24 protein-coding genes are annotated in these 25,191 nt (G+C 66.7%); 12 read left to right on the forward strand and 12 right to left on the reverse strand.

Annotation, left to right across the window (positions count from 1 at the left end; translation table 11 throughout):
* Positions 1-9 precede the first annotated feature (9 nt).
* From N5K27_RS05270 to N5K27_RS05280, 3 genes are all read left to right on the forward strand, one after another.
* Positions 10-1,200 carry an alpha-hydroxy acid oxidase gene (locus tag N5K27_RS05270; protein WP_279815061.1) on the forward strand — a complete coding sequence of 397 codons (1,191 nt, stop codon included), beginning with the start codon at positions 10-12 and terminating at the stop codon, positions 1,198-1,200.
* Between the two features lie 97 nt (positions 1,201-1,297).
* On the forward strand, positions 1,298-1,492 hold the full coding sequence (locus N5K27_RS05275) for a hypothetical protein (protein ID WP_132980278.1): 195 nt from the start codon (positions 1,298-1,300) through the stop codon (positions 1,490-1,492).
* A gap of 120 nt (positions 1,493-1,612) precedes the next feature.
* On the forward strand, positions 1,613-2,482 hold the full coding sequence (locus N5K27_RS05280) for a hypothetical protein (protein ID WP_132980279.1): 870 nt from the start codon (positions 1,613-1,615) through the stop codon (positions 2,480-2,482).
* An 18-nt stretch (positions 2,483-2,500) separates the two neighbouring features.
* Here N5K27_RS05280 and N5K27_RS05285 read toward each other — a convergent pair whose 3' ends face one another.
* On the reverse strand, positions 2,501-3,283 hold the full coding sequence (locus N5K27_RS05285) for an IclR family transcriptional regulator (RefSeq protein ID WP_087841109.1): 783 nt from the start codon (positions 3,281-3,283) through the stop codon (positions 2,501-2,503).
* Positions 3,284-3,382: 99 nt separating this feature from the next.
* Between N5K27_RS05285 and N5K27_RS05290 the strand changes: the two genes are divergently transcribed.
* Genes N5K27_RS05290 through purB form a run of 6 tightly spaced genes read left to right on the forward strand, consistent with a single transcriptional unit; the run spans position 3,383 to position 8,657 of the window.
* Positions 3,383-4,549 (forward strand): CoA transferase, encoded by a 1,167-nt coding sequence (locus N5K27_RS05290; protein WP_087841108.1) that lies wholly within the window; start codon positions 3,383-3,385, stop codon positions 4,547-4,549.
* 47 nt (positions 4,550-4,596) lie between these two features.
* Positions 4,597-5,112, forward strand: a complete 516-nt coding sequence (locus tag N5K27_RS05295; RefSeq protein WP_279815099.1) for a cysteine dioxygenase — start codon at positions 4,597-4,599, stop codon at positions 5,110-5,112.
* Positions 5,105-5,845, forward strand: coding sequence for an enoyl-CoA hydratase/isomerase family protein (locus N5K27_RS05300; RefSeq protein ID WP_279815065.1), 741 nt, complete (start codon positions 5,105-5,107; stop codon positions 5,843-5,845). The genes N5K27_RS05295 and N5K27_RS05300 overlap by 8 nt, the downstream gene beginning before the upstream one ends.
* A gap of 49 nt (positions 5,846-5,894) precedes the next feature.
* Complete coding sequence (locus tag N5K27_RS05305; RefSeq protein ID WP_087841105.1) at positions 5,895-6,866, forward strand: tripartite tricarboxylate transporter substrate binding protein; 972 nt, start codon at positions 5,895-5,897, stop codon at positions 6,864-6,866.
* A gap of 32 nt (positions 6,867-6,898) precedes the next feature.
* Positions 6,899-7,243 carry a carboxymuconolactone decarboxylase family protein gene (locus N5K27_RS05310; RefSeq protein ID WP_087841104.1) on the forward strand — a complete coding sequence of 115 codons (345 nt, stop codon included), beginning with the start codon at positions 6,899-6,901 and terminating at the stop codon, positions 7,241-7,243.
* A 55-nt stretch (positions 7,244-7,298) separates the two neighbouring features.
* Positions 7,299-8,657 (forward strand): adenylosuccinate lyase, encoded by a 1,359-nt coding sequence (gene purB / locus N5K27_RS05315; protein WP_132980283.1) that lies wholly within the window; start codon positions 7,299-7,301, stop codon positions 8,655-8,657.
* Between the two features lie 146 nt (positions 8,658-8,803).
* Here the strand turns inward: purB and lpdA are convergent, their stop codons facing one another.
* The 4 genes from lpdA to aceA form a co-directional block, all read right to left on the reverse strand.
* A complete protein-coding gene (gene lpdA, locus N5K27_RS05320; RefSeq protein ID WP_279815071.1) occupies positions 8,804-10,231 on the reverse strand; it encodes a dihydrolipoyl dehydrogenase in 1,428 nt (475 codons plus the stop codon).
* A gap of 134 nt (positions 10,232-10,365) precedes the next feature.
* A complete protein-coding gene (gene odhB / locus N5K27_RS05325) occupies positions 10,366-11,598 on the reverse strand; it encodes a 2-oxoglutarate dehydrogenase complex dihydrolipoyllysine-residue succinyltransferase (RefSeq protein WP_279815072.1) in 1,233 nt (410 codons plus the stop codon).
* 97 nt (positions 11,599-11,695) lie between these two features.
* Positions 11,696-14,563: a 2-oxoglutarate dehydrogenase E1 component gene (locus N5K27_RS05330; protein WP_087841100.1), complete on the reverse strand. Its 2,868-nt coding sequence runs from the start codon at positions 14,561-14,563 to the stop codon at positions 11,696-11,698.
* 329 nt (positions 14,564-14,892) lie between these two features.
* Positions 14,893-16,212, reverse strand: a complete 1,320-nt coding sequence (gene aceA, locus N5K27_RS05335) for an isocitrate lyase (RefSeq protein WP_087841099.1) — start codon at positions 16,210-16,212, stop codon at positions 14,893-14,895.
* Positions 16,213-16,556: 344 nt separating this feature from the next.
* Between aceA and N5K27_RS05340 the strand changes: the two genes are divergently transcribed.
* Both N5K27_RS05340 and N5K27_RS05345 read left to right on the forward strand, forming a co-directional pair.
* A complete protein-coding gene (locus N5K27_RS05340; protein WP_087841098.1) occupies positions 16,557-16,889 on the forward strand; it encodes a metalloregulator ArsR/SmtB family transcription factor in 333 nt (110 codons plus the stop codon).
* Positions 16,886-17,422 carry a rhodanese-like domain-containing protein gene (locus tag N5K27_RS05345; RefSeq protein WP_087841097.1) on the forward strand — a complete coding sequence of 179 codons (537 nt, stop codon included), beginning with the start codon at positions 16,886-16,888 and terminating at the stop codon, positions 17,420-17,422. Before N5K27_RS05340 ends, N5K27_RS05345 begins: the two co-directional genes overlap by 4 nt.
* Positions 17,423-17,554: 132 nt before the next feature.
* Here the strand turns inward: N5K27_RS05345 and gltA are convergent, their stop codons facing one another.
* From gltA to N5K27_RS05380, 7 genes are all read right to left on the reverse strand, one after another.
* Positions 17,555-18,865, reverse strand: coding sequence for a citrate synthase (gene gltA / locus N5K27_RS05350; protein WP_087841096.1), 1,311 nt, complete (start codon positions 18,863-18,865; stop codon positions 17,555-17,557).
* Positions 18,866-18,911: 46 nt separating this feature from the next.
* A complete protein-coding gene (locus tag N5K27_RS05355; protein WP_279815078.1) occupies positions 18,912-19,172 on the reverse strand; it encodes a succinate dehydrogenase assembly factor 2 in 261 nt (86 codons plus the stop codon).
* 7 nt (positions 19,173-19,179) lie between these two features.
* Complete coding sequence (locus N5K27_RS05360) at positions 19,180-19,896, reverse strand: succinate dehydrogenase iron-sulfur subunit (RefSeq protein WP_087841095.1); 717 nt, start codon at positions 19,894-19,896, stop codon at positions 19,180-19,182.
* Between the two features lie 107 nt (positions 19,897-20,003).
* Entirely contained in the window at positions 20,004-21,782 is a 1,779-nt protein-coding gene (gene sdhA / locus N5K27_RS05365; protein ID WP_087841094.1) for a succinate dehydrogenase flavoprotein subunit, read from the reverse strand.
* A gap of 3 nt (positions 21,783-21,785) precedes the next feature.
* Positions 21,786-22,169, reverse strand: a complete 384-nt coding sequence (gene sdhD / locus N5K27_RS05370; protein ID WP_087841093.1) for a succinate dehydrogenase, hydrophobic membrane anchor protein — start codon at positions 22,167-22,169, stop codon at positions 21,786-21,788.
* Positions 22,169-22,582, reverse strand: coding sequence for a succinate dehydrogenase, cytochrome b556 subunit (gene sdhC / locus N5K27_RS05375; RefSeq protein ID WP_087841092.1), 414 nt, complete (start codon positions 22,580-22,582; stop codon positions 22,169-22,171). Before sdhC ends, sdhD begins: the two co-directional genes overlap by 1 nt.
* Positions 22,583-22,797: 215 nt before the next feature.
* Positions 22,798-23,538, reverse strand: coding sequence for a GntR family transcriptional regulator (locus N5K27_RS05380; protein WP_207958678.1), 741 nt, complete (start codon positions 23,536-23,538; stop codon positions 22,798-22,800).
* A gap of 377 nt (positions 23,539-23,915) precedes the next feature.
* Here N5K27_RS05380 and N5K27_RS05385 point away from each other — a divergent pair, with 377 nt between their 5' ends.
* Positions 23,916-24,902, forward strand: a complete 987-nt coding sequence (locus tag N5K27_RS05385) for a malate dehydrogenase (protein ID WP_087841090.1) — start codon at positions 23,916-23,918, stop codon at positions 24,900-24,902.
* Positions 24,903-25,191: the final 289 nt, after the last annotated feature.

A 25,191-nucleotide genomic window follows, 5' to 3' on the forward strand; every position in this document is an offset into this window, starting at 1 on the left:
CGCACGATCATGGCCCGCCTGGACCGCACCTTTGCCCTCGATGATTTCGAAGCGCTGGCCAAGCGGCGCCTACCCGGGCCGATCTTCGATTTCTACGCCGGCGGGGCGGACGACGAACACACCCTGGCGCTCAACCGCAATGCCTTTCGGCAGGTGGGATGGTCTCCCCGTGCGCTGGCCGGCGGCGCCTCGCCCGACGCGTCCACGCTTCTGCTGGGGCGTGCCGTCGCCATGCCGGTGGCCGTGGCGCCCATGGGAGCGGTCGGGTACGGTTGCCTGGACGGCGACCGGGCCATCGCGCGCGCGGCGGCCCAGGCGGGCATCCCCTACATCTTGTCGACCACCGCCACGACCACGATCGAAGCCATCGGCGAGGCATCGGCCGGCGCCAAGTGGTTCCAGCTCTACCCGCTTCGCCAGCGGGACCATATGTGGCGCCTGCTCGCACGCGCGCTTGCCGCCGGCTTCGAAGCCCTGGTCGTGACCGTGGACGTGCCGGTAGGCGGCAAGCGGGAACGGGACCTGCGCAATGACTGCGCCATGCCTTTCCGGTTTACCGCTCGCAATGTCGCCGCGTTCGCGGCCCGGCCGCGATGGGCTCTGGGCATGCTGCGCCATGGCGTACCCGCCATGGCCAATCTCGCTGGCCTCGACCCGGCCGGCGCGCGCGGCTCCACGCTTGCACCGTCGGTAGGCGCCGAATTCGATCCCGCGTTCGATTGGAGCGGCCTGGCCGAGATCCGCCGGCGCTGGCCCGGCCCCCTGCTGGTGAAGGGCGTGCTGCGCCCAGACGACGCGCTGCGGGCACTAAGGGCGGGATGCGACGGCCTGGTGGTCTCCAACCATGGCGGAAGGCAACTCGAGACCGGCGTCCCCGCCCTGGCCGCGCTGGCCGCAGTCCTGAGGGCGGTCGGTGACAAGGCGCAGGTATTCCTGGATGGCGGCGTGCGCCGCGGCGCCGACGTGGCCAAGGCGCGATGCCTGGGCGCTGCCGGAGTCCTGGTCGGACGCCCGTTGCTGTTCGGCGCCTGCGTGGCCGGCCAGGCGGGCGCAGCGCGCGTGCTGGACATCCTGCACGACGAGCTCATACGGACGATGCGCCTGTGCGGTGCCGCCAACGCAGCCGCCTTGACCTCCGAATTGCTCTGGCACGCTGGCATCCCGGCCGCCCCGCCCAACGGCCAATCGCCGCCGACTTGACGATTCGCGACCAACTGGTAGCATGCGGCTGCCGCGCCCTGTCTTCCCGGGGCGCGCCGCAATCCGCCCACAGGGTTGCAACTGCCCGGAAACAACCATGCCTGCTTGCCCCGCCGTGTCCTGCCAGCGGTGGCCCGCCCTGACGGGGCCCCGCCTGTGGCGTCTTGCGCCAGGCCCGGCGGTGCACGGCGATTTCGCGCCCTACAGTTTCCCCCATGCCCTGCGGAAGCGTTTCCTGGACGCCCAGGAAGCAGCGGCCCGTTCGGCCTACGCCCGGTCCAAGCCCGGCTAACGAGCATCCAGTCCCGCATCCGTTCCGGCGTCCGCCTCCGGCCGCCCGGAACGACTGTTTTCGCCCGCGTGCAGCCTTGCTCCACGCGGGTGCTCTTGCTCATCGCCAGCGCCAGGCACCATGGAACTCACCAAGCAATTCGTCAAAGCCAAGAACCCCTGCACCGGCGGCTACCGCTGGTTCATCCGAGACCACAACGGACACGGAGACTATCAAGCCATCCTCGATGCCCTGGTGGCCGATGGCCGGGTCGACGACGCCTGCTGGCTGCTGGACCAGTTCGGACCGGTGGACACCGTCTTGCGACTGGACACGGTCGACGCCCACGCCATCGTGTTCGCGGGCACGCTCGAAGTCCGCAGCGGCATCAATGTCGACACGCTGGTGCGCGCCGGCCGCCATCTGTGCACGGGCGGCGGCATACGCGCCGGCACCGCCATCGTGGCCGGCAGCGACATCGAGGCCGCGGGCAACCTGGCCAGCGGCGGCCATATCCGCGCCGGCGGCGACATCTCGGCCGGATGGGGCATCGAGGCAGCCACCCTGCTCGACGCGGGCGGGCATTGCCGCGCCAAGTGGGACATCCAGGCCGGCGGCGACATCGTGGCCGGGCTGATGCTCCAGGCCGACGGCAGCATCCAGGCCGGCCACGCGCTGCGCAGCGGCCGCGGCATCAAGGCAGGCGCCGACATCGGCGCCGGGCACGACCTGGTGGCCGTCCAGGGCATCCTGGCCGGCGGCAACGTCACGGCCGGCAATCACATCGAATCGGCATGGGGCATCAAGGCCCTGGGCGACATCCTGGCCCAGGGCTCGATCCGGGCCGGCGAAGGGGTCGAGGCGGGCGGCGAGATCGGCTGCGGCGCGGGCTACGGCATCTATGCCGGCCTGCAGGTCCGGCGCGACGCCTGGGCGGACAGCGCCCGCGTCCAGGCCCGGCAACGGCCGGACGGCCTGGTCAGCGGCCATTGGGCCGGCAGCGCGTGCTGAAAGCCGCTGGCGGGAGCGTCAGGGCCGCCAGGCGCTGGCCACGTGGGACAAACCATGGTCCGGCCCGCCGGACAGGCCCTCGGACAACTCCCGGGCGGCCAGGAGCACGCGCTCGGAGAACTCGCGCAAGCGGCGCGGCTTGAATCTCGCATCGGGTCCGGAGACGCCGATGGCCGCGATGACGTGGCCCATGCCGTCTCGTATCGGCGCCGCCACGCCGCTGACCGCCTCGCGCCACTCGCAGCGATTGACGGCGTAGCCCCGCTTGCGGATCTGCGCCATCTCGGCCGCGAAGGCGGCCGGATCGACGATGGTGTGAGGGGTATATGCCACCAGCTCCTGCGACATCGCCTGCAGCCACTGCGCAGTGCGAAAGGCGATCATCGCCTTGCCGGTGGCCACGCAATGGGCGGCCGCGCGTCCGCCTATCTGCGAATAGGCCCGGACCGGATTCAGGCTTTCGACCTTATGGACGTAGACGACCTCCTTCTGGTCGAGGACCGACAGGTGCACGGACTCGCCCGTGGCGTCCATGAGGGCATCCATGACGCCTTCCGCGTGGCGGCGCAGGTCGAACCCCGACAAGGCGGCCGAGCCCAGCTCCCAGAGCTTGATCGAAATGCTGTACGAACCGCCGTCGTGGCGGATCACGTAGCGCTGCCCGGCCAGCGCCTGCAACAGCCGGTGCGCGTTGCTCTTCGGCAGGCCCAGCGCCCGGGCGATGTCCGTGACGCCCATGGCGCCCTGGCTGCGCGCCAGCAACTCGATGACGGCCAGCCCCTTGAGCAAGGTGTTGTTCATGGTGATGCCTCGCTAGATCGTTCCATATTCTAGAACAGTTGTACCTCTTCTGAGAACGCTCATAAGCTCTCTCCAATTCGACAAGGAGACATAGCCCCCATGAGCGACATCGAACCCCGCGAACTGCCGTTGGCCGGCATCACCGTCATCGAGTTCTGCTCGATCGCGGCCGGCCCGTTCTGCGGCATGCTGCTGGCCGACCTGGGTGCCGAGGTCGTCAAGGTGGAGGCGCCCGGGGGCGACGCCATGCGCGCCTGGCCGCCGCTCAGCGAGGGATACAGCGAGAACTTCGCCTCGTTGAACCGCAACAAGCGCTCGGTGGTGCTGGACCTGAAGAACCCCGCGGACGCCGCTACCGCGCGCGCGCTGGTGGACAAGGCCGACGTCCTCATCGAGAACAACCGCCCCGGCGTCATGGACCGCCTGGGACTGGGCTACGCGGCGCTGTCGGCGCGCAATCCCGCCCTGGTCTATTGCTCGATCTCCGCCTACGGGCAGAGCGGCCCGCGCGCCCAGGAAGGCGGCTTCGACCTGACCATGCAGGCAGCCGCCGGCGTGATGAGCGTGACCGGCGATTCGGACGCGCCGGTCAAATGCGGCGTCCCGATCTCCGATTTCTCGTCGGGCCTGTACGCGGCCTTCACCGTGGCTTCATCGCTGCTGAAAGCGGTACGGACCGGCCGTGGCGCGCACCTCGACATTCCCATGTTCGGTTGCACGCTCGCCATCGGCGCGCTGCAGACCAGCGAATACTTCGGCACGGGCGTGAACCCGCGCAAGCTGGGCTCGGCCCACCCCCGCAACGCCCCCTACCAGGCCTATCGCGCCGCGGACGGCCATTTCGCGATCGCCGCCGGCAACGACAACCTGTGGCGCGCGGTCGTGCGCGCCGTCGAACTTCCCGAGCTGGCGCACGACCCGCGCTTCGGCAGCATCCTGGACCGGGCGCGCAACCAGGAGGCGCTGAAGGACATCCTGGAGACCCGCTTCGCGCTGCACGGGGTGGACTATTGGATCGATGTCTTCCGGCAGGCCGGCGTGCCCCATGCCCGCATCAACGACTACGCGTCGGCGCTGGCCGACCCCCAGGTCGAGCACATGGACTGGGTACGGGGACTGCGCCTGCCCGGCGGACGCGAAACGCGCACCTTCGCTTCGCCGGTCCGCCTGGACGGACGATCGCCGCCGATACGGCGTACCCCGCCCGCGCTGGGCGAACACGACGACGAAATCCGCAACGCCTTGAACCGGGAGCCCCAGGCATGACCGCCACGATCCCCCTACCCGGCCGGTTGGCCGCCTTCGTCCGCGGCATGGACGCCGCCCTCGGCACCGCGCCGGACGAGCCTCATGCCGTCGAGGCCTGCGCGGCGTTGCTACGCGAGCTCGTGGCTCACGACGACTGGCTGCCCGGGGACTGCTCGCGTCCGCACCCGGTCCATTATCAGCAATACCTGCTGCACCGGGATCCCGCCGGCCGCTATTCGGTGGTCAGCTTCGTCTGGGGCCCGGGACAGCGCACGCCCATACACGACCATTGCACCTGGGGCGTGATCGGCATGCTGCGCGGCGCCGAATACTCGCGCGCCTATGCCCGCGAAAACGGACGCCTGGTTCCCGCTGCCATCGAAGAGCGCATCGAGCCCGGGCAAACCACTTGCGTGTCCCCGTCCATCGGCGACATCCACCTCGTGCGCAATGCCTACGACGATCGGGTCTCGATCAGCATCCACGTCTACGGTACGGACATCGGCAAGCAGTCCCGCCATGTCTACGACGCCGAGACCGGCGCCGCCAAGTCCTTCGTCTCCGGATACGCCAATGCCTGAAGCCTTGCTCCAGATCGAGACCGATGCCGGCTCGGGCGTGCGCCGCCTCGTGCTCGACCGGCCGGCCTGCGGCAACGCCCTGTCGGCCGCCCTCGTCGCCGCGCTGTCCGAGGCCGTAAACGCCTGCGTCCGGGACGATGTGCGCTGCCTCGTGATCGAGGGCGCGGGCCGTCACTTCTGCACCGGCGTGGACCTGTCGGCCCTGGACCGGGAAACCGACGACTCCCTGCTTGCACGTTTCATCCGCATCGAACTGCTGCTGCAGGCCGTGCACCGGGCTCCCTTCGAAACGGTCGCCGTCGCCCACGGCCGGGTCGCCGGCGCCGGTGCCGACCTCTTCGCCGCCTGCCGGCGCCGGATCATACGCGACGACGCTTCGTTCGCCTTCCCGGGCGCCGCCGGCTTCGGCCTGGTGCTCGGCACGCGCCGCCTGGCTGCGCTGGTGGGCGGCGACACGGCCCAGGACTGGATACGCTCCGGTCGCTGGATCGACGCCGACGAGGCCTTGGCGGCCGGCCTTGCCCAGGCACGCATCGATGCGGCGCGGAACCTGGATGCGCCTGCCGCGCACGCCCCGGACGCCGGCACCCAGGCCCTGCTGGACCAGGCGATGCGGACGGCGCGGGCCGACGATCCCGACCTTGCGCTGCTGGCCCGCTCGGCCGCCCGGCCAGGGCTCAAGCAACGCATCCAGGAGTACGCCGCGCGCGTGCGCGCGGCCAGGCAGCAGTAATCCCTTCCACCACAAGCGCCCTCGCAGAGGCGCCCGACAGGAGACATCCATGCTTCATCGTCTTGCCGCAGGCGCGGCACTGGTATTGCTGAGCCCGTTGTCCCAGGCGGCTTCCGATACCGCGTCCTTCCCGACCCGCGCGGTCAAGATCGTGGTCGGCTATACGCCCGGCGGCGGCACCGACATGACGGCCCGCCTGCTCGCGCAGCAGCTCGGGGAAAAACTCGGTCAATCCGTGATCGTCGAGAACCGGCCCGGCGCGGGCCAGAACATCGGCGCCACCTACGTTTCCCGGGCCGACCCCGACGGCTACACCCTGTTCTTGAGCTCGTCGGCGCTGGCGATCAACGTCAGCCTGTTCCCCAAGCTCGACTACGACCCCGTCAAGAGCTTCGCGCCCATCGCCGTATTCGGCCAGAGCCCCAACCTGCTCGTGGTCTCCAGCAAGCTGCCGGTCAAGGACGTCAAGCAGCTCGTCGCCTATGGCAAGCAGCATCCGGGGGCGTTGAACTTCTCCTCGTCCGGACACGGCAGCACCCAGCACCTGTCCGCCGAGCTCTTCAAGCTGCGGACAGGCATCTCGGCCACGCACGTTCCCTACAAGGGGTCGGGGCCGTCCATCAACGGCGTGCAGACCGGCGAGGTCCAGTTCACCTTCATCAACATCCCGTCCATGTCCGCGCTGATGGGTAGCGACAAGGTCAAAGTGCTCGGGCTGACCAGCTCGAAGCGGTCCGCCGCCGTGCCCGACATTCCCACGCTGGCGGAGGCCGGCGTGGACGGCATGGACGTGGCCGCCTGGTACGGCCTGCTGGCGCCGGCCGGCACCCCGCCGGCCATCGTCAGGCGCCTGAACCAGGCGGTGAACGACGCGCTGGCGGACGAGAAATTCCGCAACCAGCTGATGCAGGCCGGGGTCGAGCCCATGAACAGCACACCGGAATTCTTCGCCTCTTTCCTTGCCGACGACATCGCCCTCTGGAAGAAGGTGATCAGTGCCGCCGGCACCAAGGTCGATTGACACGTCCCCATCCCCATAGACAGGAGCAACACATGTTCGAGAACTGGAAGGAACTGCTGGGCACCCTGCGCCAGTCGTCCAACAAGCTGGGCAACACCAACCCCAAGGTACTGGAGGCCTACCGGGGCCTGAATGCCGCGCTGGGCACCAACGGCGCGCTGGATGCCAAGACGCGCGAGCTGATCGCACTGGCCGTGGCCGTCACCACCCGCTGCGACGGCTGCATTTCCTCGCATGCTGCGGCGGCGGTCAAGGCCGGCGCCACCGAAGCCGAAGTCAGCGACGCGCTGGGAACGGCCATCGCGCTGAATGCCGGCGCGGCCTACGTCTATTCGCTGCATGCCATGGAAGCCTTCCAGCAGAACGCCTCCGCGTGAAAGCGGATTGCGCCCGGCATCGCCCATTCACGCCCATCGACAGGAGACAAACCCCATGAGCGCCTACGTCATCGACAGCGCGCTGTTCCGAGACCAGTTCAGCACCGCCGCCACCCGGGCCATTTTCAGCGACGAACAGACCGTCCAGAAATGGCTGGACGTGGAAGCCGCCCTTGCTCGCGTGCAAGCCCGCATGGACATCATTCCCCGGCACGCCGCCGACGAGATCCAGGCCAAGGCCAGGGTGGAGCTCATCGACCTGGCGGAACTGAAGCAGGAAATGGATCGCACCAGCCACCCCATCGTTCCGCTGCTGCGGGCCATGAAGAAAGTGTGCGACGGCGACACCGGGGAATTCATCCACTGGGGCGCGACGACGCAGGACATCGTCGACACCGGCACCATCCTGCAGGTCAAGGAAGCGCTGGAACAGATCGAGGGCAACTACCGCCGGGCGCATGCCCATGTCATCGCGCTGGCCGAGCGGCATCGCGACCAGACCATGGCGGGACGCAGCCACGGCCAGCAGGCCTTGCCCATCACCTTCGGCTTCAAGGCCGCGGTATGGGCGGCCGAGATCGGCCGCAACCTGGAGCGCCTGCGGCAGATGAAGGAACGGGTGCTGGTCGGCCAGTTCTCGGGCGCGGTCGGGACGCTGGCCGCCCTGGGCGACCGCGGCATCGAGGTCCAGGAGGCCCTGTTCAAGGAACTGGGCCTGGCCTGCCCCGAGATCTGCTGGCACGTGGCGCGCGACGGCATCGCCGAACTGGCCTGCGTGCTGGCGATCTGCACCAGCACCGCCGGCAAGATCGCCCACGAGATCTACAGCCTGCAGAAGACCGAGACCGCCGAACTCGAAGAGCCCTTCACCCTGGGCAAGGTGGGCAGCAGCACCATGCCCCACAAGCGCAACCCGCCCGCCTGCGAGGGCATCGTGGCGATCTCGCGCGTCGTCCGCAGCACCGTGGCGCTGGGGCTGGAAGGCATGATGGCCGAGCACGAGCGCGACAAGATCGTGCTCCAGACCGAACGCGAGTTCGTCACCCGCCTGTGCTGCATGGCCGACGCGGCCTTCGCCAAGCTGGCCTACGTCACCGCCGGCCTGACCGTCCGGGGCAACAACATGGAACGCAATCTGTTCGTGCAGAAAGGCCTGCTGCTGTCCGAAGCCGTCATGATGAAGCTGGGCGACCACCTGGGCCGGCAGGAAGCCCACGAGCTGGTCTACGAGATCTGCATGGACGTATTCGAGCGCGGCGGCACGTTCAAGGACGGCCTGCTGGCCAACCCGACCATCGCCCGCCACCTCAAGCCCGAGGACATCGACCGCATGCTGGATCCCCAAGCCTACACCGGCGCCGCCGGCGCCTTCGTCGACCGCGTCGTGGCCGCCCACCGCGGCGCCACGGCCTGACCACCCTTCAAGGCAAAAAAAACGGCCTCACGGCCGTTTTTTCTCAGCATCCCGACTCCAGGGCACAGCGGATCCGGCTCCGCCGGTCCGCCAGTACCGCCCCCTTGAGGGGGCGCCCGAAGGGCGTAGGGGGTGGGCTTCCCTTGTCAGAAATTCAAAGAGCGCTTGTCCACCGCCAGCGCGGCTTCCTTGACCGCCTCGGACAGCGACGGGTGCGCATGGCAGATGCGGGCGATGTCTTCCGACGCCGCGCGGAACTCCATGGCCACCACGCATTCCGAGATCAGTTCGGAGGCCTGCGGGCCGATGATGTGCACGCCCAGGATCTCGTCCGTCTTGGCGTCGGCGATGACCTTGACCATGCCGGTCGTGTCGCCCAGCGCGCGGGCGCGGCCGTTGGCCAGGAACGGGAAGGTTCCGGCCTTGTAGGCGCGGCCTTCGGTCTTGAGCGCCTGCTCGGTCTGGCCCACCCACGAGATCTCGGGCGAGGTGTAGATGACCGACGGGATCGTGTTGAAGTTGACGTGCCCATGCTGGCCGGCGATGCGCTCGGCCACGGCAACGCCCTCTTCCTCGGCCTTGTGCGCCAGCATGGGTCCGCGCACGACGTCGCCGATGGCCCAGACGTTGGGCAGGCCGGTGCGGCAGTCCTCGTCGACCACGACGAAGCCCCGCTCGTCCAGCTTCAGTCCCACGCCTTCGGCGTTCAGGCCCTGGGTATTGGGCACCCGGCCGATGGACACGATCAGCTTGTCGACGACCAGCGACTGCTCGGCGCCGGCGGCGTCGGTGTACTTGACCGTGACGTTCTTGGCGGACGACTTCACGTCGGAGATCTTCACGCCCAGGTTGATCTTCAGGCCCTGCTTGGTCAGGACCTTCAGCGCTTCCTTGGCGATCTGCTCGTCGGCGGCGGGCAGGAAGGTCGGCATGGCTTCCAGGATGGTCACCTCCGAACCCAGGCGGCGCCACACGCTTCCCAGCTCCAGGCCGATCACGCCGGCGCCGATCACGCCCAGGCGCTTGGGCACGGCACCGATGGCCAGCGCGCCGTCGTTGGACAGCACCTGCTTTTCATCGAACGGCAGGTCGGGCAGCGCGCGCGGGCTGGAACCGGTCGCCACGATCACGTGCTTGGCGACGAGCTCTTCCTCGGCCGGGCCGGAAACCTTGATGGACCAGCCGCCGTCGACCTGGCCCGAGAACGCGCCCGTGCCGTGGAAGAAAGTGACCTTGTTCTTCTTGAACAGGAACAGGATGCCGTCGTTGTTCTGCTTGACGACGGTGTCCTTGCGGCTGATCAGCTTGTCCAGGTCCAGGCCCAGGCCCTTGACCTCGATGCCGTGATCGGCAAAGTGATGGCCGGCATGCTCGTAGTACTCGGACGATTGCAGCAGCGCCTTCGAGGGAATGCAGCCCACGTTGGTGCAGGTGCCCCCCGGGGCCGGACCGCCCTTGGCGTTGCTCCAGGCGTCGATGCAGGCCACCGACATGCCCAGTTGTGCGGCGCGGATCGCGGCGATGTACCCGCCAGGACCGGCACCGATGACGACGACGTCGAATTGCTTACTCATTTCATTTTTCCAGTTAGAAGGACCCAACTACCCCAAGTGCCAACGCGGGTCTCAACCCAGGGCACCGCCGATCCGGCTCCGCCGGTCGGCCAGTGCCGCCCCCCTGGGGGGCGCGCGTAAGCGCGTAGGGGGGATTAAATGTCTAGCAGCAGGCGCTGCGGGTCTTCCAGGGCTTCCTTCATCGCGACCAGGCCCAGCACGGCCTCGCGGCCGTCGATGATGCGGTGGTCGTAGGACATCGCCAGGTAGTTCATCGGGCGGATGACGATCTGGCCGTTCTCCACCACGGCGCGGTCCTTGGTGGCGTGCACGCCCAGGATGGCCGATTGCGGCGGGTTGATGATGGGGGTCGACAGCATCGAGCCGAAGGTGCCGCCATTCGAGATCGAGAACGTGCCGCCGGTCAGGTCGTCCAGGCTGAGCTTGCCTTCCTTGGCCTTCTGGCCGAATTCGGCGATCTTCTTCTCGATGTCGGCCAGGCTGAGCTGGTCGGCGTTGCGCAGGATGGGCACCACCAGGCCGCGCGGGCTGCCGACGGCGATGCCGATGTCGAAGTAGCCGTGGTAGACGATGTCCTTGCCGTCGACCGAGGCGTTGATGATGGGATAGCGCTTGAGCGCGGCCACGGCGGCCTTCACGAAGAAGGACATGAAGCCCAGCTTGACGCCGTGTTCCTTCTCGAACTTGTCCTTGTACTTGGCGCGCAGGTCCATCACGGCCTGCATGTTGACCTCGTTGAACGTGGTCAGGATGGCGTTTTCCGCTTGCGATTGCAGCAGGCGCTCGGCCACGCGGGCGCGCAGCCGGCTCATCGGCACGCGCTGCTCGGGACGGCCGTTGACCAGGGTCGCGGCTTCGTTGACGATGGGCGCGGCGGCGGGCTTGGCGGCCGGGGCGGAGGCGGCACCCAGGGCGTCGCCCTTGGTGATGCGGCCACCGCGGCCCGTGCCTTGCACGGACTCGGGGGCGATGCCCTGCTCGGCCAGCAGCTTGGCGGCGGCGGGCGACGGGATCGAGGTGGCAGGCGCGGCAGCCGGGGCAGCGGCAGGAGCCGCTGCGGGAGCCGGCGCGGCGGCGGCCGGAGCGGGCGCAGCGGCGGCGGGCGCGGCCGCGGCACCGGCCTTGCCTTCCGTGTCGATCTTGGCGATCACTTCTTCCGAGGTGACGGTGCTGCCGTCGGCCTTGACGATCTCGGCCAGCACGCCGTCGGCGGGGGCCGGCACTTCCAGCACGACCTTGTCGGTCTCGATCTCGATCACGATTTCATCGCGCGAGATGGCTTCGCCCGGCTTCTTCTTCCAGGTCAGCAGCGTGCCTTCCGACACCGATTCAGAAAATTGGGGGACTTTTACGTCGACTATAGCCATGTCAGTTATTCCGCAAGTATGGGGAGTTCTTTCTTGGTCCGGCGCCACGCGGCCGGGAGCCGGGGCCGCCTGCAAGCGGCGGTCCCGGACGTAAGGATCACTTGGTCAGCACGATGCCCTTGAGACGGCCGAAGGCCTGGTCGAGCAGCGCCTTGAGCTGTTCCATGTGCTTGGAGTAGTAGCCGACGGCCGGCGAGGCCGAGGCCGGGCGGCCGGCGTAGGCGAGCTTCTGGCCTTCGCCCATGTTCTCGTACAGGTGATGCTGCACGTAGAACCACGGGCCCTGGTTCTGCGGCTCGTCCTGCACCCAGATCACCTCGGTGGCGTTCGGGTACTTCTTGAGCTCGGCGGCCAGGCTCTTGTGCGGGAACGGATACAGCTGTTCGACACGGGCGATGGCCACGTCGTTGGCGCCGCGCTCCTTGCGGGAGTTGACCAGGTCGTAGTAGACCTTGCCCGAGCAGACCAGCAGGCGCTTGACCTTGGAAGCGTCGATCGTCTCGTCGACTTCGCCGATCAGCGTCTGGAACGATCCCTTGCTCAGGTCGGACAGCGGCGAGGTGGCATCCTTGTTTCGCAGCAGCGACTTGGGCGTGAAGATGACCAGCGGCTTGCGGAACTGGCGGATCATCTGGCGGCGCAGCAGATGGAAGATCTGCGCGGCGGTGGTCGGCTGCACCACTTGCATGTTGGTATCGGCGCACAGTTGCAGGAAGCGCTCGATGCGGCCCGACGAGTGTTCGGGGCCCTGCCCTTCGTAGCCGTGCGGCAGCATCAGCACCAGGCCCGACTGGCGGCCCCACTTGGCTTCGCCCGAGCTGATGAACTGGTCGATCACGACCTGGGCGCCGTTGGCGAAGTCGCCGAACTGGCCTTCCCAGATCACCAGCGAGTTGGGCTCGGCGGTCGAGTAGCCGTACTCGAAGCCCATGACGGCCTCTTCCGACAGCAGCGAATCGATGACGCGGAACGGCGCCTGCGCCTCGGACACGTTCTGCAGCGGCACGTACACGCCCGAATCCCAGCGCTCGCGCTTCTGGTCGTGCAGCACGGCATGGCGGTGGGTGAAGGTGCCCCGGCCCGAATCCTGGCCGGTCAGGCGCACCGGGTAGCCGGCGGCCACCAGGCTGGCGAAGGCCAGGTGCTCGCCCATGCCCCAGTCCAGGTTCATTTCACCGCGCGCCATGGCGCGGCGGTCGGCCAGGACCTTCTCGACGATGGGGTGGACCTTGAAGCCTTCCGGCACCGTCGTGATGCGCTCGCCCAGGCGCTTGAGCTCGGCCTGCGGCATGGCGGTGTCGGCGGCGTCCGTCCACTTGCGGCCCAGGAAGGGCGACCAGTCGACGGCGTACTTGTTCTTGTAGTCGGTCAGGACGGGATCGACCGTGTGGCGGCCTTCGTCCATGGCGGCGCGGAAGCGCTTGACGTATTCATCGCCCTCGTCCGGGCCGATCACGCCCTGCACCGCCAGCTTGTCGGCGTACAGCTTGCGGGTGCCGGGGTGCTGGCCGATGCGCTTGTACATCAGCGGCTGGGTCAGCGCGGGCGTGTCCTGCTCGTTGTGGCCCAGCTTGCGGAAGCAGACGATGTCGACCACGATGTCCTTCTGGAACTCGACGCGGAAGTCCAGGGCCAGGCGGGTGGCGAACACGACGGCTTCGGGATCGTCGCCGTTCACGTGCAGCACCGGCGCCTCGATCATCTTGACCACGTCGGTGCAATACAGCGTGGAGCGGGTGTCGCGCGGATCGGAGGTGGTGAAGCCGATCTGGTTGTTGATGACCAGGTGCACCGTGCCGCCCGTGCCGTAGCCGCGGGTCTGCGCGAGGTTCAGGGTTTCCATGACGACACCCTGGCCGATGAAGGCCGCGTCGCCGTGGACCAGCACGGGCAGCACCTGCTTGCCGCCTTCCATGCCGCGGCGCTCCTGGCGCGCACGGGCGCTGCCCTCGACCACGGGGTTGACGATTTCCAGGTGCGACGGGTTGAACGCCAGCGACACGTGGACGGGACCGCCGCGGGTCGAGATGTCGCTCGAGAAACCCTTGTGGTACTTCACGTCGCCGGCAGCCAGGCCGCCGTCGTCGTACTTGCCTTCGAATTCGGCGAACAGGTCCTTGGGCATCTTGCCCAGCGTGTTCACCAGCACGTTCAGGCGGCCGCGGTGGGCCATGCCCAGCACCACTTCCTGGATGCCGCATTCGCCGGCATGCTGGATCAGCTCGTCGATGGCCGCGATGAAGCTTTCGCCGCCTTCCAGCGAGAAGCGCTTCTGGCCGACGTACTTGGTGTGCAGGTAGCGTTCCAGGCCTTCGGCGGCGGTCAGGCGGTCCAGCACGTGCTTCTTCTGCTCGGCCGTCAGGCTGGGCGTGGCTTGCGTGCTTTCCAGGCGCTGCTGGATCCAGCGCTTGATGACCGGGTCGGACACGTGCATGAACTCGACGCCGATGCTGCGGCAGTACGTGTCGCGCAGCGCCTTCACGATCTCGCGCAGCGTCATGTGCTCGGCGGTCGTGAAGTAGGTGTTGGTGGCGGAGTAGACCTTGTCCATGTCCGCTTCGGTCAGGCCGTAGAAGCTCGGCTCCAGCTCGGGGATGGCCGGGCGCTCCTGGCGCTGCAGCGGGTCGAGATCGGCCCAGCGCGCGCCGAGATAGCGGTAGGCGGCGATGATGGACTGGACGTGGACCTGCTTGCCCGCGACCGACAGGTCGCTTTCGGCGGTACGCGGCAGGAAGGCATTGGCGCGCGCGCGCTGGGCAAAGGATTCGATGACCGGCGCATGGGCCTGGTCGCGGGTGGATTCCTGGCCGTCAACCGCCGGCGTGTGCTGCAACTGGTCGAAATAATTGCGCCAGTTGTCGGGAACGGAACCCGGATTGTCGAGGTAGGCCTCGTAGAGCTCTTCCACGTACGGCGCATTACCCCCGAACAGATACGAGGTGCTGGATTCTTGGATGCTGGACATGATTTGCGCTTCACCTTGCCGGGTGTTTCACCCGTTCGATGCAGGACGGACCTTCCGCGACACGGCTCGGCCGATTAGCGGATAGCTAGTGCAGAAGGCGGTTGATGGAACCTTTCGGTTGGAAGGAATTAAATCAATAAACCTGTAAAGCATAGCACTTAGGGACTTCCCTCGCTCGGAAAAGCCAGGCGAGTGTGGCGGTTTGAACGACAGCCACTGTACTGGATGACCCCGCGCATGTCCTTAAGTTCCGGTGCTGCAACGCAGCGCCTGTCCGCTCCCGATGCGGTGCATGCACCACACCGGGAGCCATCACGCCCTCTTCACGCTCACGCCACTTTCTGCTCGGCATGCTCCTCGAATTGCTCGGCCTCGGTCGAGCCGTGCAGCGCGGTGGTGGACGACCGCCCGCCCTCCACCGCCTGCGTCACCGCGTCGAAATAGCCGGTGCCGACCTCGCGCTGGTGCTTGACCGCAGTGAAGCCGCGCTCGGCTGCCGCGAACTCCTTCTGCTGCAGGGCAACGAACGCCGTCATCTGCTCGCGGGCATAACCGTAGGCCAGGTCGAACATGCCGTAGTTCAGCGCATGGAAACCGGCCAGCGTGATGAACTGGAACTTGTAGCCCATGGCGCCCAGTTCGCGCTGGAACCTGGCGATCGTGGCGTCGTCCAGGTTCTTCTTCCAGTTGAACGACGGCGAGCAGTTGTAGGCCAGCAGCTTGCCCGGATACCGGCTGTGAATGGCCTCGGCGAAGCGGCGCGCGTAGTCCAGGTTGGGGGTCGAGGTCTCGCACCAGATCAGGTCGGCATACGCCGCATAGGCCAATCCGCGGGAGATGGCCTGGTCGATGCCCGCCCGCGTGCGGAAGAAGCCTTCGACCGTGCGCTCGCCGGTAATGAACGGCCGGTCGTTCTCATCGACGTCGCTGGTGATCAGGTCGGCCGCGTCGGCGTCCGTGCGGGCCAGCAGCAGCGTCGGCACGCCCAGCGTGTCGGCGGCCAGGCGCGCGGCGATCAGCTTGGAGACGGCTTCGCGCGTGGGCACCAGGACCTTGCCGCCCATGTGGCCGCACTTCTTGACCGAAGCCAGCTGGTCCTCGAAATGCACGCCGGAGGCGCCCGCGTCGATCATGGCCTTCATCAGCTCGAAGGCGTTCAGGACACCCCCGAAGCCGGCCTCGGCATCGGCCACGATGGGTGCGAAATAATCGATGTAATCCGGGGTGCCCGGCCGGCCGCCCTCCATCCACTGGACCTGGTCGCAGCGCTGCAAGGCATTGTTGATACGGCGCACGACCGACGGGACGGAGTTGGCCGGATACAGGGACTGGTCGGGATACATCTCGCCCGCCAGATTGGCGTCGCCCGCGACCTGCCAGCCGGACAGGTAGATGGCGCGCAGCCCGGCCTTGACCTGCTGCATGGCCTGGTTGCCCGTCATCGCGCCCAGCGAGTTGACGAAGGGTTCCTCGTTCAGCATCTTCCAGAGCTTCTCGGCGCCACGGCGGGCCAGGGTGTGCTCGGGCTGCACCGAGCCCCGCAGCGCCACGACGCGTTCGGCGTCGTAGCCCCGGCGCAGGCCCTTCCAGCGCGGGTTCTCGCGCCACTCCTGCTCCAGCTTCTCGATTTCGGCGTTGCGTTGTGACATGAATGTCTCCTTCAAGGGTAGGGAACGACGGTTGGAAATCCTGGCGGCCGCGGTGCCGGGTAAGAAACAATCTATAGATATGCTGCAATGCAATCAATCTTTCTTCTCTTGTATAAGAATTATTTTTTATTTAAAAAAATCAATAACTTAAAATTTAAATTCCATGATGAGAAACAAAAAACCGGCCTATGAAAGCCGGTTTTTTTGCGAAGCAACGATCGGCTTCGCGCGATTTTGCGATGTGCGGGATCGAACCAAGATACGAGAATTGGCCATCTTGATGGACAATTTCCGCCCATTTATTTAGAATTATCTAAATTAGATTTTACTAATCAATCAAGACCATGCCCTTATCCCCGGAAGACAGGCGCTTCATGCAAGAAGGAGCCGCCCAGGCCGCGGCGCTGCTGCGCTCGGTAGGCAACGAATCCCGGCTGCTGGTGCTGTGCCTGCTGATCGAACACGGCGAGCTCACCGTGGGCGAACTGCTGGCCCAGGTGCCGCTCAGCCAGTCCGCGCTGTCCCAGCACCTGGCCAGGATGCGCGACGAAGGCCTGGTCTCGTTCCGCAGGACGTCCCAGACCCTGCACTACCGCATCGCCAACCCCGACGTGGCGCGGCTGATCGCCACGCTCAAGGCGATCTTCTGCCCCCCTTCCAAGGACAGCACATCATGACGCCCCGCCTGCTTCCCCCCCACGCCGCCTCCGCCCTGCTCGACCAGGGCGCCCTGCTGGTCGACATCCGCGATGCCGACGAACACGCGCGGGAACGCATCCCGGGCGCGCGCCACATACCGCTTGCCCGGCTGGCCGACGCCGGGCCGCTGGCCGTCCCCGGCACGTCCATCGTCTTTCACTGCCGATCCGGCAACCGCACGCGCATGCATGCGCAGGCGCTGGCCGCCCAAGCCCCTGGCGACGCCTGCATCCTGGAAGGCGGACTCGATGCCTGGAAACGCGCCGGCCTGCCCGTGGTGCGGGATCGCTCCCAGCCGCTGGAGCTCCAGCGGCAGGTCCAGATCGTTGCCGGCACGCTGGTCGTGCTGGGCGTGGTCCTGGGCGTGACGATCAGTCCCTGGTTCCACCTGTTGTCCGGGCTGGTCGGTGGCGGGCTGGTATTCGCCGGGCTGTCCGGCTTCTGCGGCCTGGCCCGTGTGCTGGCCAGGCTGCCGTGGAACCGGCGCGGCCTGGCCGCCCGAAGCCTCTGACCCGCGGCGATGCTCCCTCAAGGGGGCACTTTTTCTTCTTGGGACGGCCCGGCGATGAAAAAAACCCGCCTGCAAGCAGGCGGGTTTCGGGGAAGGACCTCGCTCGCCGGCGGCAAGCCGCCGGCCAAGGGATCAGCGCTTGCCCAGGTCCGGCACGTCGCGCGCGGGCGAACCGGTGAACAGCTGGCGGGGACGGCCGATCTTGTAGTCGGGATCGGAGATCATTTCGTCCCACTGCGCGATCCAGCCCACGGTGCGGGCCAGCGCGAAGATGGCCGTGAACAGCTGGGTCGGGATGCCGATGGCGCGCTGGACGATACCCGAGTAGAAATCGACGTTCGGGTACAGCTTGCGCTGGACGAAGTAATCGTCTTCCAGGGCGATCTTTTCCAGGGCCATGGCCAGCTTGAACAGCGGATCGTCCTGCAGGCCCAGGGCTTCGAGCACTTCGCGGCAGGTTTCCTGCATCAGCTTGGCGCGCGGATCGTAGTTCTTGTAGACGCGGTGGCCGAAGCCCATCAGGCGCACGCCCGAGTTCTTGTCCTTGACCTTGGCGACGAACTCGCCCAGCTTGTCGACGCCGCCGGCGGCCAGGAGGTCTTCCAGCATCTGCAGCGCCGCTTCGTTGGCGCCGCCGTGGGCCGGACCCCACAGGCAAGCCACGCCCGCCGCGATGGCCGCGAACGGATTGGTGCCCGACGAGCCGCACAGGCGCACGGTCGAGGTCGAGGCGTTCTGCTCGTGGTCGGCGTGCAGGATGAAGATGCGGTCGAGCGCGCGCTCGATGACCGGATTCACCTGGTATTCCTCGCACGGCGTGGCGAACATCATGCGCAGGAAGTTGCCGGTGTAGGACAGGTCGTTCTTCGGATAGACGTAGGGCTGGCCGACCGAGTACTTGTAGGCCATGGCCACCAGCGTAGGCATCTTGGCGATCAGGCGGATGGCCGAGATCTCGCGGTGCTTGGGCTGGGTGATGTCGATCGAATCGTGGTAGAACGCCGACAGCGCGCCGACAAGGCCGGTCAGCACGGCCATCGGGTGGGCGTCGCGGCGGAATCCGCGCAGGAAGAACTGCAGCTGCTCGTTGACCATGGTGTGATGGGTCACCAGATGGTCGAAGTCGGCCTTCTGCTTGGCGTTGGGCAGCTCGCCGTTCAGGATCAGGTAGCTGGTTTCCAGGAAGTCGCACTTGACCGCCAGCTGTTCGATCGGATAGCCGCGGTACAGCAGTTCACCCTTGTCGCCGTCGATGTAGGTGATGCTGGACGAGCAAGCCGCCGTCGACATGAAACCAGGGTCGAGAGTGAACATCCCGGTTTGCGCGTACAGCTTGCGGATATCCACGACCGACGGGCCGATCGTGCCTTCATAAACCGGAAACTCGGCACCCTGGCTCCCATCGGAGAAGGTCAGGATCGCTTTCTTGTCGGACAGTTTCATCGGATGTTCCTCTTCCATCAAAATCAGTTCACATGGACTCGGCCGCTCACACCGAGCGCAGCCGCTTCAGCAAGTCCTGCATGGCCGGCGTGGCAAGGTCTCCCTCGGGTTCCTTGCGAGCCAGCAGACAGTCCATCAGCTCGTTGTCGGACAGCTCGAGCAACCGGGTCAACTCCGCCACGTCGGCGTCGGTGAGCCGGGATTCGTACGCGTCCAGGAAACGCGTCAGTATCAGGTCGTTCTCGAGCAGCCCGCGCCGGGCGCGCCAGCGCAGGCGCGTCCGGTCATGCAGGGAAAACTCCGGCACCACGGCGTCAGATCGCCCGCCGGGCCATCATTTCCTTGATCTTGCCTATTGCCCGGGTGGGGTTCAGCCCCTTGGGACAGACGTCGACGCAGTTCATGATGGTGTGGCAACGGAACAAACGGTATGGATCCTCGAGGTTGTCCAAACGTTCCCCGGTCGCCTCGTCGCGGCTGTCCGCGAGGAAGCGGTAGGCCTGCAGCAGTCCGGCCGGCCCCACGAACTTGTCGGGGTTCCACCAGAACGACGGGCACGACGTCGAGCAGCAAGCACACAGAATACACTCATACAGGCCGTCCAGCTCTTCGCGGGCCTCGGGCGACTGCAGGCGCTCCTTCTCGGGCGGCGGCGTGTCGTTGATCAGGAACGGCTTGACCGAGTGGTACTGGTTGAAGAAGTGGGTCATGTCCACGATCAGGTCGCGGATGACCGGCAGGCCGGGCAGCGGCTTGAGCACGATGGGCTGCTTCAGGTCGAGCAGGTTGGTCGTGCACGACAGGCCGTTCTTGCCGTTGATGTTCATGGCGTCGGACCCGCACACGCCCTCGCGGCACGAGCGGCGGAAGGACAGGCTGTCGTCGACGTCGTTCTTGATGCGCACCAGCGCGTCAAGCAGCATCTTGTCGTTCGGGCCCAGCTCGACCTCGAGCTTCTGCATGTAGGGACGCTCGTCCTTGTCGGGGTCGTAGCGGTAGATTTCGAACTTCACAACACGTTTAGCACTCATCAGAGCACTCCAAAAAAGTTGGGGTCCTCACCCTGGGCGCCGCGGATCCGGCTTTGCCGGTCCGCCAGCGCCGCCCCCTGGGGGGCGCGCGTCAGCGCGTAGGGGGGTTAAAAAGTCCTAGCTTTGGGCGGGAAGCTGTCGACGGTCAGCGGCTTCATCGTCACGGGCTTGTAGTCCAGGCGGTTGCCTTCGGAGTACCACAGCGAGTGGCGCAGCCAGTTCTGGTCGTCGCGCTCGGGGAAGTCGCTGTGCGCATGGGCGCCGCGGCTCTCGTTGCGGGCCGCGGCCGACACGATGGTCGCCTTCGCCACTTCGATCAGGTTCTCCAGCTCCAGCGCTTCCACGCGTGCCATGTTGAAGACCTTGGAATGGTCCTGGAAGGCCACGCTCTTGGCACGCTCGGCCAGTTCCAGGATCTGCCCCACGCCCTCGTCCAGCAGCGCCTGGGTGCGGAACACGCCGCAGTGGCGCTGCATGGAGTTGCGGATGTCGTTGGCGACGTCCTGCACGCGCTCGCCCTGCTTGCGGCTTTCCATCGCGTCGACGCGGCCCAGCGTGAAGTCGGCGGCGTCGCCCGGCAGGGCCTTGTGGCTGCGGCGCTTCAGATCGGCGCCGACGATGTGGTTGCCGGCCGCGCGGCCGAACACCACCAGGTCGAGCAGCGAGTTCGTGCCCAGGCGGTTGGCACCGTGCACCGACACGCACGCGCACTCGCCGATGGCGTACAGGCCGTTGACCACGGCATTGGGATTGCCGTCCTTGGGCACGACCACCTGGCCGTGGTAGTTGGTCGGGATGCCGCCCATCTGGTAGTGGATGGTCGGAACGACCGGGATCGGTTCCTTGATGGGATCGACGTTCGCGAACTTGATCGCGATCTCGCGGATCGACGGCAGGCGCTTGTTGATGGTCTCGGCGCCCAGGTGGTCGAGCTTGAGCAGCACGTAGTCGCCGTTGGGGCCGGCACCGCGGCCTTCCTTGATTTCCTGGTCCATCGAGCGCGAGACGAAGTCGCGCGGCGCCAGGTCCTTCAGCGTGGGCGCGTAGCGCTCCATGAAGCGTTCGCCATCCTTGTTCAGCAGGATGCCGCCCTCGCCGCGCACGCCTTCGGTGATCAGCACGCCGGCACCGGCCACGCCGGTGGGATGGAATTGCCAGAACTCCATGTCTTCCAGCGGCAGGCCCGCGCGCGCCGCCATGCCCAGGCCGTCGCCGGTGTTGATGAAGGCGTTGGTCGAGGCGGCCCAGATCCGGCCCGCGCCGCCCGTGGCCAGCACGGTGGTCTTGGCTTCGAAGATGTAGATCTCGCCGGTTTCCATTTCCAGCGCGGTCACGCCCACCACGTCGCCCTCGGCGTCACGGATGAGGTCCAGCGCCATCCATTCGACGAAGAACTGGGTACGGGCGGCGACGTTGCGCTGGTAGAGGGTGTGCAGCAGCGCGTGGCCGGTCCGGTCGGCGGCGGCACAGGCGCGCTGCACCGGCTTTTCGCCGAAGTTGGCGGTATGGCCGCCGAACGGACGCTGGTAGATCGTGCCGTTGGGGTTACGGTCGAACGGCATGCCGAAGTGCTCGAGCTCGTAGACCGCGTTGGTGGCCTCGCGGCACATGAATTCGATGGCGTCCTGGTCGCCCAGCCAGTCCGACCCCTTGACGGTGTCGTACATGTGCCAGAACCAGTTGTCCTCGCTCATGTTGCCCAGCGAGGCGCCGATGCCGCCCTGCGCCGCGACGGTGTGCGAACGGGTCGGGAACACCTTGGAGAAGACGGCGACGCTCAGGCCGGCCTGGGCCAGCTGCAGCGAGCAACGCATGCCGGATCCACCGGCGCCGACGACCACCACATCGAACTGGCGGCGCGGAAGAGAAGATTTAACGGCGGCCACGACTTAGATTCTCCACAGAATTTGAGCGGCATAGACGACGGAGCCGACCAGCCACAGAACGGTCAGGACTTGCAGCGCCAGGCGGATGCCCGTCGGCTTGACGTAGTCCATCCAGATGTCACGCACGCCGATCCAGGCGTGATAGGCAAGCGACAGGAAGGCCAGCATGGCCAGCAGCTTGCCCAGGGGAAAGCTGAGCACTTCGAAATTGAACAGGCGCACCCAGTTTTCGTAGGTGAATTCCGGAGTGACCAGCGCGCCGATGCCCAGCACCAGCGTGTAGACGACCAGGATGACGGCGGTGATGCGCTGGAGGATCCAGTCCTTCACGCCGTAGTGCGCGCCGACGACCAGGCGCTTGGGACCGATATTTTGCGGGGCCGACATCAGAATACTCCGAACAGTTTCAAACCGAAGACGACGGTCAGCGCCAGGCTGACGACCAGCACGATGCCCGCGGTGCGCTGGGCGGTGTGCTTTTCCAGTCCCTTGTGCAGATCCAGCGCCAGGAACCGGATGCCCGCACAGAAATGATGCAGGTACGCCCAGATCAGGCCCAGCAGGACGATCTTGACCAGGGGATGGGAAACGAAATCGTGGAACTGCGCGAAGCCGATCTCAGAAATCAGGCTGCGCTCGAACAGCGGCAGCAGCACCAGCGGCAGCGCCAGGAACAGCGCGAAGCCGGAAACGCGGTGCAGGATCGACACCTTGCCGGCCAGCGGCAGCCGGTAGCGCGCGATCTGCGTGATATTGATGTTTCTGAACTGTGGGCGGGGTTTTGCGGCAGAGTCGGACATCACGACCTCGGGTAAAGTAAGCGAACCATGAAAAAAACCATTGTTGCGAGACTGGGCGTCAGGAGTCGTCTAGGAAAACCGGGCCGGCAGGCCAGGCTCTCGTCGGGGTTCCAGGAGCCGGCGTCGCAAAGCCGCCCGAAAGCCGCCGAGTAAGGCAAACCCTGCTATTTTCGCCCATTCAGCGCCACCGTATCAAATCGTGTCCCAAAACGGCATCAATTGAGGCTGTTCCGGTAGTGGTAGCGCGAAGTCAGATACAGCCCACGGCGCATCTCGACCGGGCGATCGCCGTAGGTGAACGAGATCCGCTCCACCTGCAGCAGAGGCGTTCCCGCCTCGATATCCAACAGCTCGGCCTCCGGCTCTCCGGCCGGGACCGCGCGGATCTTCTCGTCGGCGCGGATCATCCGCACGCCGAACTCGCTTTCGAACAGGCCGTACATCGGGCCCTTGTATTCGGCCAGGCGTTCGGCCGTCAGCCCCCTGAACAGGGAACCCGGCAGCCAGATCTCGTCGATGACGGTGGGGACCTCGCCGAATGAGAGCACACGGCGTACCAGCACCACGCTGTCGCCCGCGCGCAGCTCGAGCGCCTTGGCCACCTCGGCTGGCGCGCGCAGGCGGCGGCACTCCAGGAAGCGGCTGCGCGAGCGGGCGTGCTGCCCGTCGTCGGGCGCCAGGCGCAGGAAGCGGAACCGGACGCGGTCCTCGTGATGGGTGGCGACGAAGGTGCCCTTGCCCTGCCGGCGCAGCAGGATGTTGTCGGCGGCCAGTTCGTCGATGGCCTTGCGCACCGTGCCCTGGCTGACCTTGAAGCGGGCAGCCAGGTCCAGCTCGCTGGGGATGGCCTCGCCCGGCTTCCATTCGCCGCGATCCAGGCTTTGCAGGATCAGGCCCTTGATTTGCCTGTATAAAGGACTGAATGCCGCGCCCGGGGCACCCGGCTCCGGGGCCATGGCCGGGCCAGCCGTCGCGGGCGCGTCGGTCGAGGCGGACAGGCAGGGCGGATGGGGCTTGAACGGCATGGCCGGGATTGTGTCACAGCGTAACCCGCGATGTCCAACCAAACCCGTAAAAAATCTTATATCTTATATAAAACATAAGATATGTTTATTGACGCTCAACGGCGATTTTCCTACACTCCCACGATCATGCCGACCCACGCTTGCCGCGCCGCCCGCAGCACCCTGGCGCCCAGCCGCCCTGGCCTGGCCGTGGCCGTCGATCTCCCGTCCCCGGTTCTCCATCGTGTATCGCGCCGTGCCCTTCCCTCGCGGAGTTACACTGCGCGTCGCGTCATTCTCACTCACCCCCATCCTCTTCGGAGACTCATATGACCAAGCCCGCAATGCGCGTCGCCGTCACCGGCGCCGCCGGCCAGATCGGCTACGCCCTGTTGTTCCGCATCGCTTCCGGCGAAATGCTCGGCAAGGACCAGCCGGTCATCCTGCAACTGCTGGAAATCCCCGATGAAAAGGCGCAGAAAGCGCTCAAGGGCGTCATCATGGAGCTCGAGGACTGCGCCTTCCCGCTGCTGCAGGAAGTCACCGCCCACAGCGACCCCATGACCGCCTTCAAGGACGCCGACGTGGCCCTGCTGGTGGGCGCGCGCCCCCGCGGCCCCGGCATGGAGCGCAAGGACCTGCTGACCGTCAACGCGCAGATCTTCACGGCCCAGGGCAAGGCCCTGAACGCCGTCGCCAGCCGCAACGTCAAGGTGCTGGTCGTGGGCAACCCCGCCAACACCAACGCCTACATCGCGATGAAGTCGGCCCCGGACCTGCCCGCCCGCAACTTCACCGCCATGCTGCGCCTGGACCACAACCGCGCCCTGTCGCAACTGGCCGCCAAGGCCGGCTGCGCCGTCGGCGACATCGAGAAGCTCATCGTCTGGGGCAACCACTCGCCCACGATGTACCCCGACTACCGCTTCGCCACCCTGGCCGGCAAGCCCGCCCTGTCGGTGGTCAATGACGACGAGTGGAACCGCAACGTGTTCATCCCCACCGTCGGCAAGCGCGGCGCCGCCATCATCGACGCCCGCGGCCTGTCCTCCGCCGCCTCCGCCGCCAACGCCGCCATCGACCACGTCCGCGACTGGATCCTGGGCAGCAACGGCAAGTGGGTCACGATGGGCGTTCCCTCGGACGGCTCGTACGGCATCCCCGAAGGCATCATCTACGGCGTTCCCGTCATCACGAAGAACGGCGAATACGCGGTCGTCAAGGACCTCGAGATCGACGCCTTCTCGCGCGAGCGCATGGACCTGACGCTGAAGGAACTGACCGAAGAGCGCGACGGCGTCAAGCACCTGCTGTAAGGGAAGCCCACCCCCCTACGCCCTTCGGGCGCCCCCTCAAGGGGGCGATGCGGGTGGACCGGCAAAGCCGGATCCACCGCATCCTGGGGTAACACCGGGCTGGCGTAGAACGGCGTTCTTTTGGCCCGGCAAGGAAGCACGCGAGTACGATATCGTCTCGCGTGTTTTTTTTCGCCCCTCTGCCCCCTGCGGCGCGACAATATTCGCTGCCGCAGGCCGTGTCCGGGGCGATGGGCTGGCGGGGCGCATTCGGCGCCGCCGGTTTTGTCAGGCTTGGCGGGGAAGCAAG

The organism is Pigmentiphaga sp. GD03639 (assembly GCF_029845405.1).
Taxonomy (GTDB): Bacteria; Pseudomonadota; Gammaproteobacteria; order Burkholderiales; family Burkholderiaceae_B; genus Pigmentiphaga; species Pigmentiphaga daeguensis.

What these genes read in the sequence shown, in the direction of transcription:
- N5K27_RS05270 (WP_279815061.1), top strand. Translation starts at nt 10, where the DNA reads ATGGCCCGCCTGGACCGCACCTTTGCCCTCGATGATTTCGAAGCGCTG.
- N5K27_RS05275 (WP_132980278.1), top strand. Translation starts at nt 1,298, where the DNA reads ATGCCTGCTTGCCCCGCCGTGTCCTGCCAGCGGTGGCCCGCCCTGACG.
- N5K27_RS05280 (WP_132980279.1), top strand. Translation starts at nt 1,613, where the DNA reads ATGGAACTCACCAAGCAATTCGTCAAAGCCAAGAACCCCTGCACCGGC.
- N5K27_RS05285 (WP_087841109.1), bottom strand. Translation starts at nt 3,283, where the DNA reads ATGAACAACACCTTGCTCAAGGGGCTGGCCGTCATCGAGTTGCTGGCG.
- N5K27_RS05290 (WP_087841108.1), top strand. Translation starts at nt 3,383, where the DNA reads ATGAGCGACATCGAACCCCGCGAACTGCCGTTGGCCGGCATCACCGTC.
- N5K27_RS05295 (WP_279815099.1), top strand. Translation starts at nt 4,597, where the DNA reads ATGGACGCCGCCCTCGGCACCGCGCCGGACGAGCCTCATGCCGTCGAG.
- N5K27_RS05300 (WP_279815065.1), top strand. Translation starts at nt 5,105, where the DNA reads ATGCCTGAAGCCTTGCTCCAGATCGAGACCGATGCCGGCTCGGGCGTG.
- N5K27_RS05305 (WP_087841105.1), top strand. Translation starts at nt 5,895, where the DNA reads ATGCTTCATCGTCTTGCCGCAGGCGCGGCACTGGTATTGCTGAGCCCG.
- N5K27_RS05310 (WP_087841104.1), top strand. Translation starts at nt 6,899, where the DNA reads ATGTTCGAGAACTGGAAGGAACTGCTGGGCACCCTGCGCCAGTCGTCC.
- purB (WP_132980283.1), top strand. Translation starts at nt 7,299, where the DNA reads ATGAGCGCCTACGTCATCGACAGCGCGCTGTTCCGAGACCAGTTCAGC.
- lpdA (WP_279815071.1), bottom strand. Translation starts at nt 10,231, where the DNA reads ATGAGTAAGCAATTCGACGTCGTCGTCATCGGTGCCGGTCCTGGCGGG.
- odhB (WP_279815072.1), bottom strand. Translation starts at nt 11,598, where the DNA reads ATGGCTATAGTCGACGTAAAAGTCCCCCAATTTTCTGAATCGGTGTCG.
- N5K27_RS05330 (WP_087841100.1), bottom strand. Translation starts at nt 14,563, where the DNA reads ATGTCCAGCATCCAAGAATCCAGCACCTCGTATCTGTTCGGGGGTAAT.
- aceA (WP_087841099.1), bottom strand. Translation starts at nt 16,212, where the DNA reads ATGTCACAACGCAACGCCGAAATCGAGAAGCTGGAGCAGGAGTGGCGC.
- N5K27_RS05340 (WP_087841098.1), top strand. Translation starts at nt 16,557, where the DNA reads ATGCCCTTATCCCCGGAAGACAGGCGCTTCATGCAAGAAGGAGCCGCC.
- N5K27_RS05345 (WP_087841097.1), top strand. Translation starts at nt 16,886, where the DNA reads ATGACGCCCCGCCTGCTTCCCCCCCACGCCGCCTCCGCCCTGCTCGAC.
- gltA (WP_087841096.1), bottom strand. Translation starts at nt 18,865, where the DNA reads ATGAAACTGTCCGACAAGAAAGCGATCCTGACCTTCTCCGATGGGAGC.
- N5K27_RS05360 (WP_087841095.1), bottom strand. Translation starts at nt 19,896, where the DNA reads ATGAGTGCTAAACGTGTTGTGAAGTTCGAAATCTACCGCTACGACCCC.
- sdhD (WP_087841093.1), bottom strand. Translation starts at nt 22,169, where the DNA reads ATGTCGGCCCCGCAAAATATCGGTCCCAAGCGCCTGGTCGTCGGCGCG.
- sdhC (WP_087841092.1), bottom strand. Translation starts at nt 22,582, where the DNA reads ATGTCCGACTCTGCCGCAAAACCCCGCCCACAGTTCAGAAACATCAAT.
- N5K27_RS05380 (WP_207958678.1), bottom strand. Translation starts at nt 23,538, where the DNA reads ATGGCCCCGGAGCCGGGTGCCCCGGGCGCGGCATTCAGTCCTTTATAC.
- N5K27_RS05385 (WP_087841090.1), top strand. Translation starts at nt 23,916, where the DNA reads ATGACCAAGCCCGCAATGCGCGTCGCCGTCACCGGCGCCGCCGGCCAG.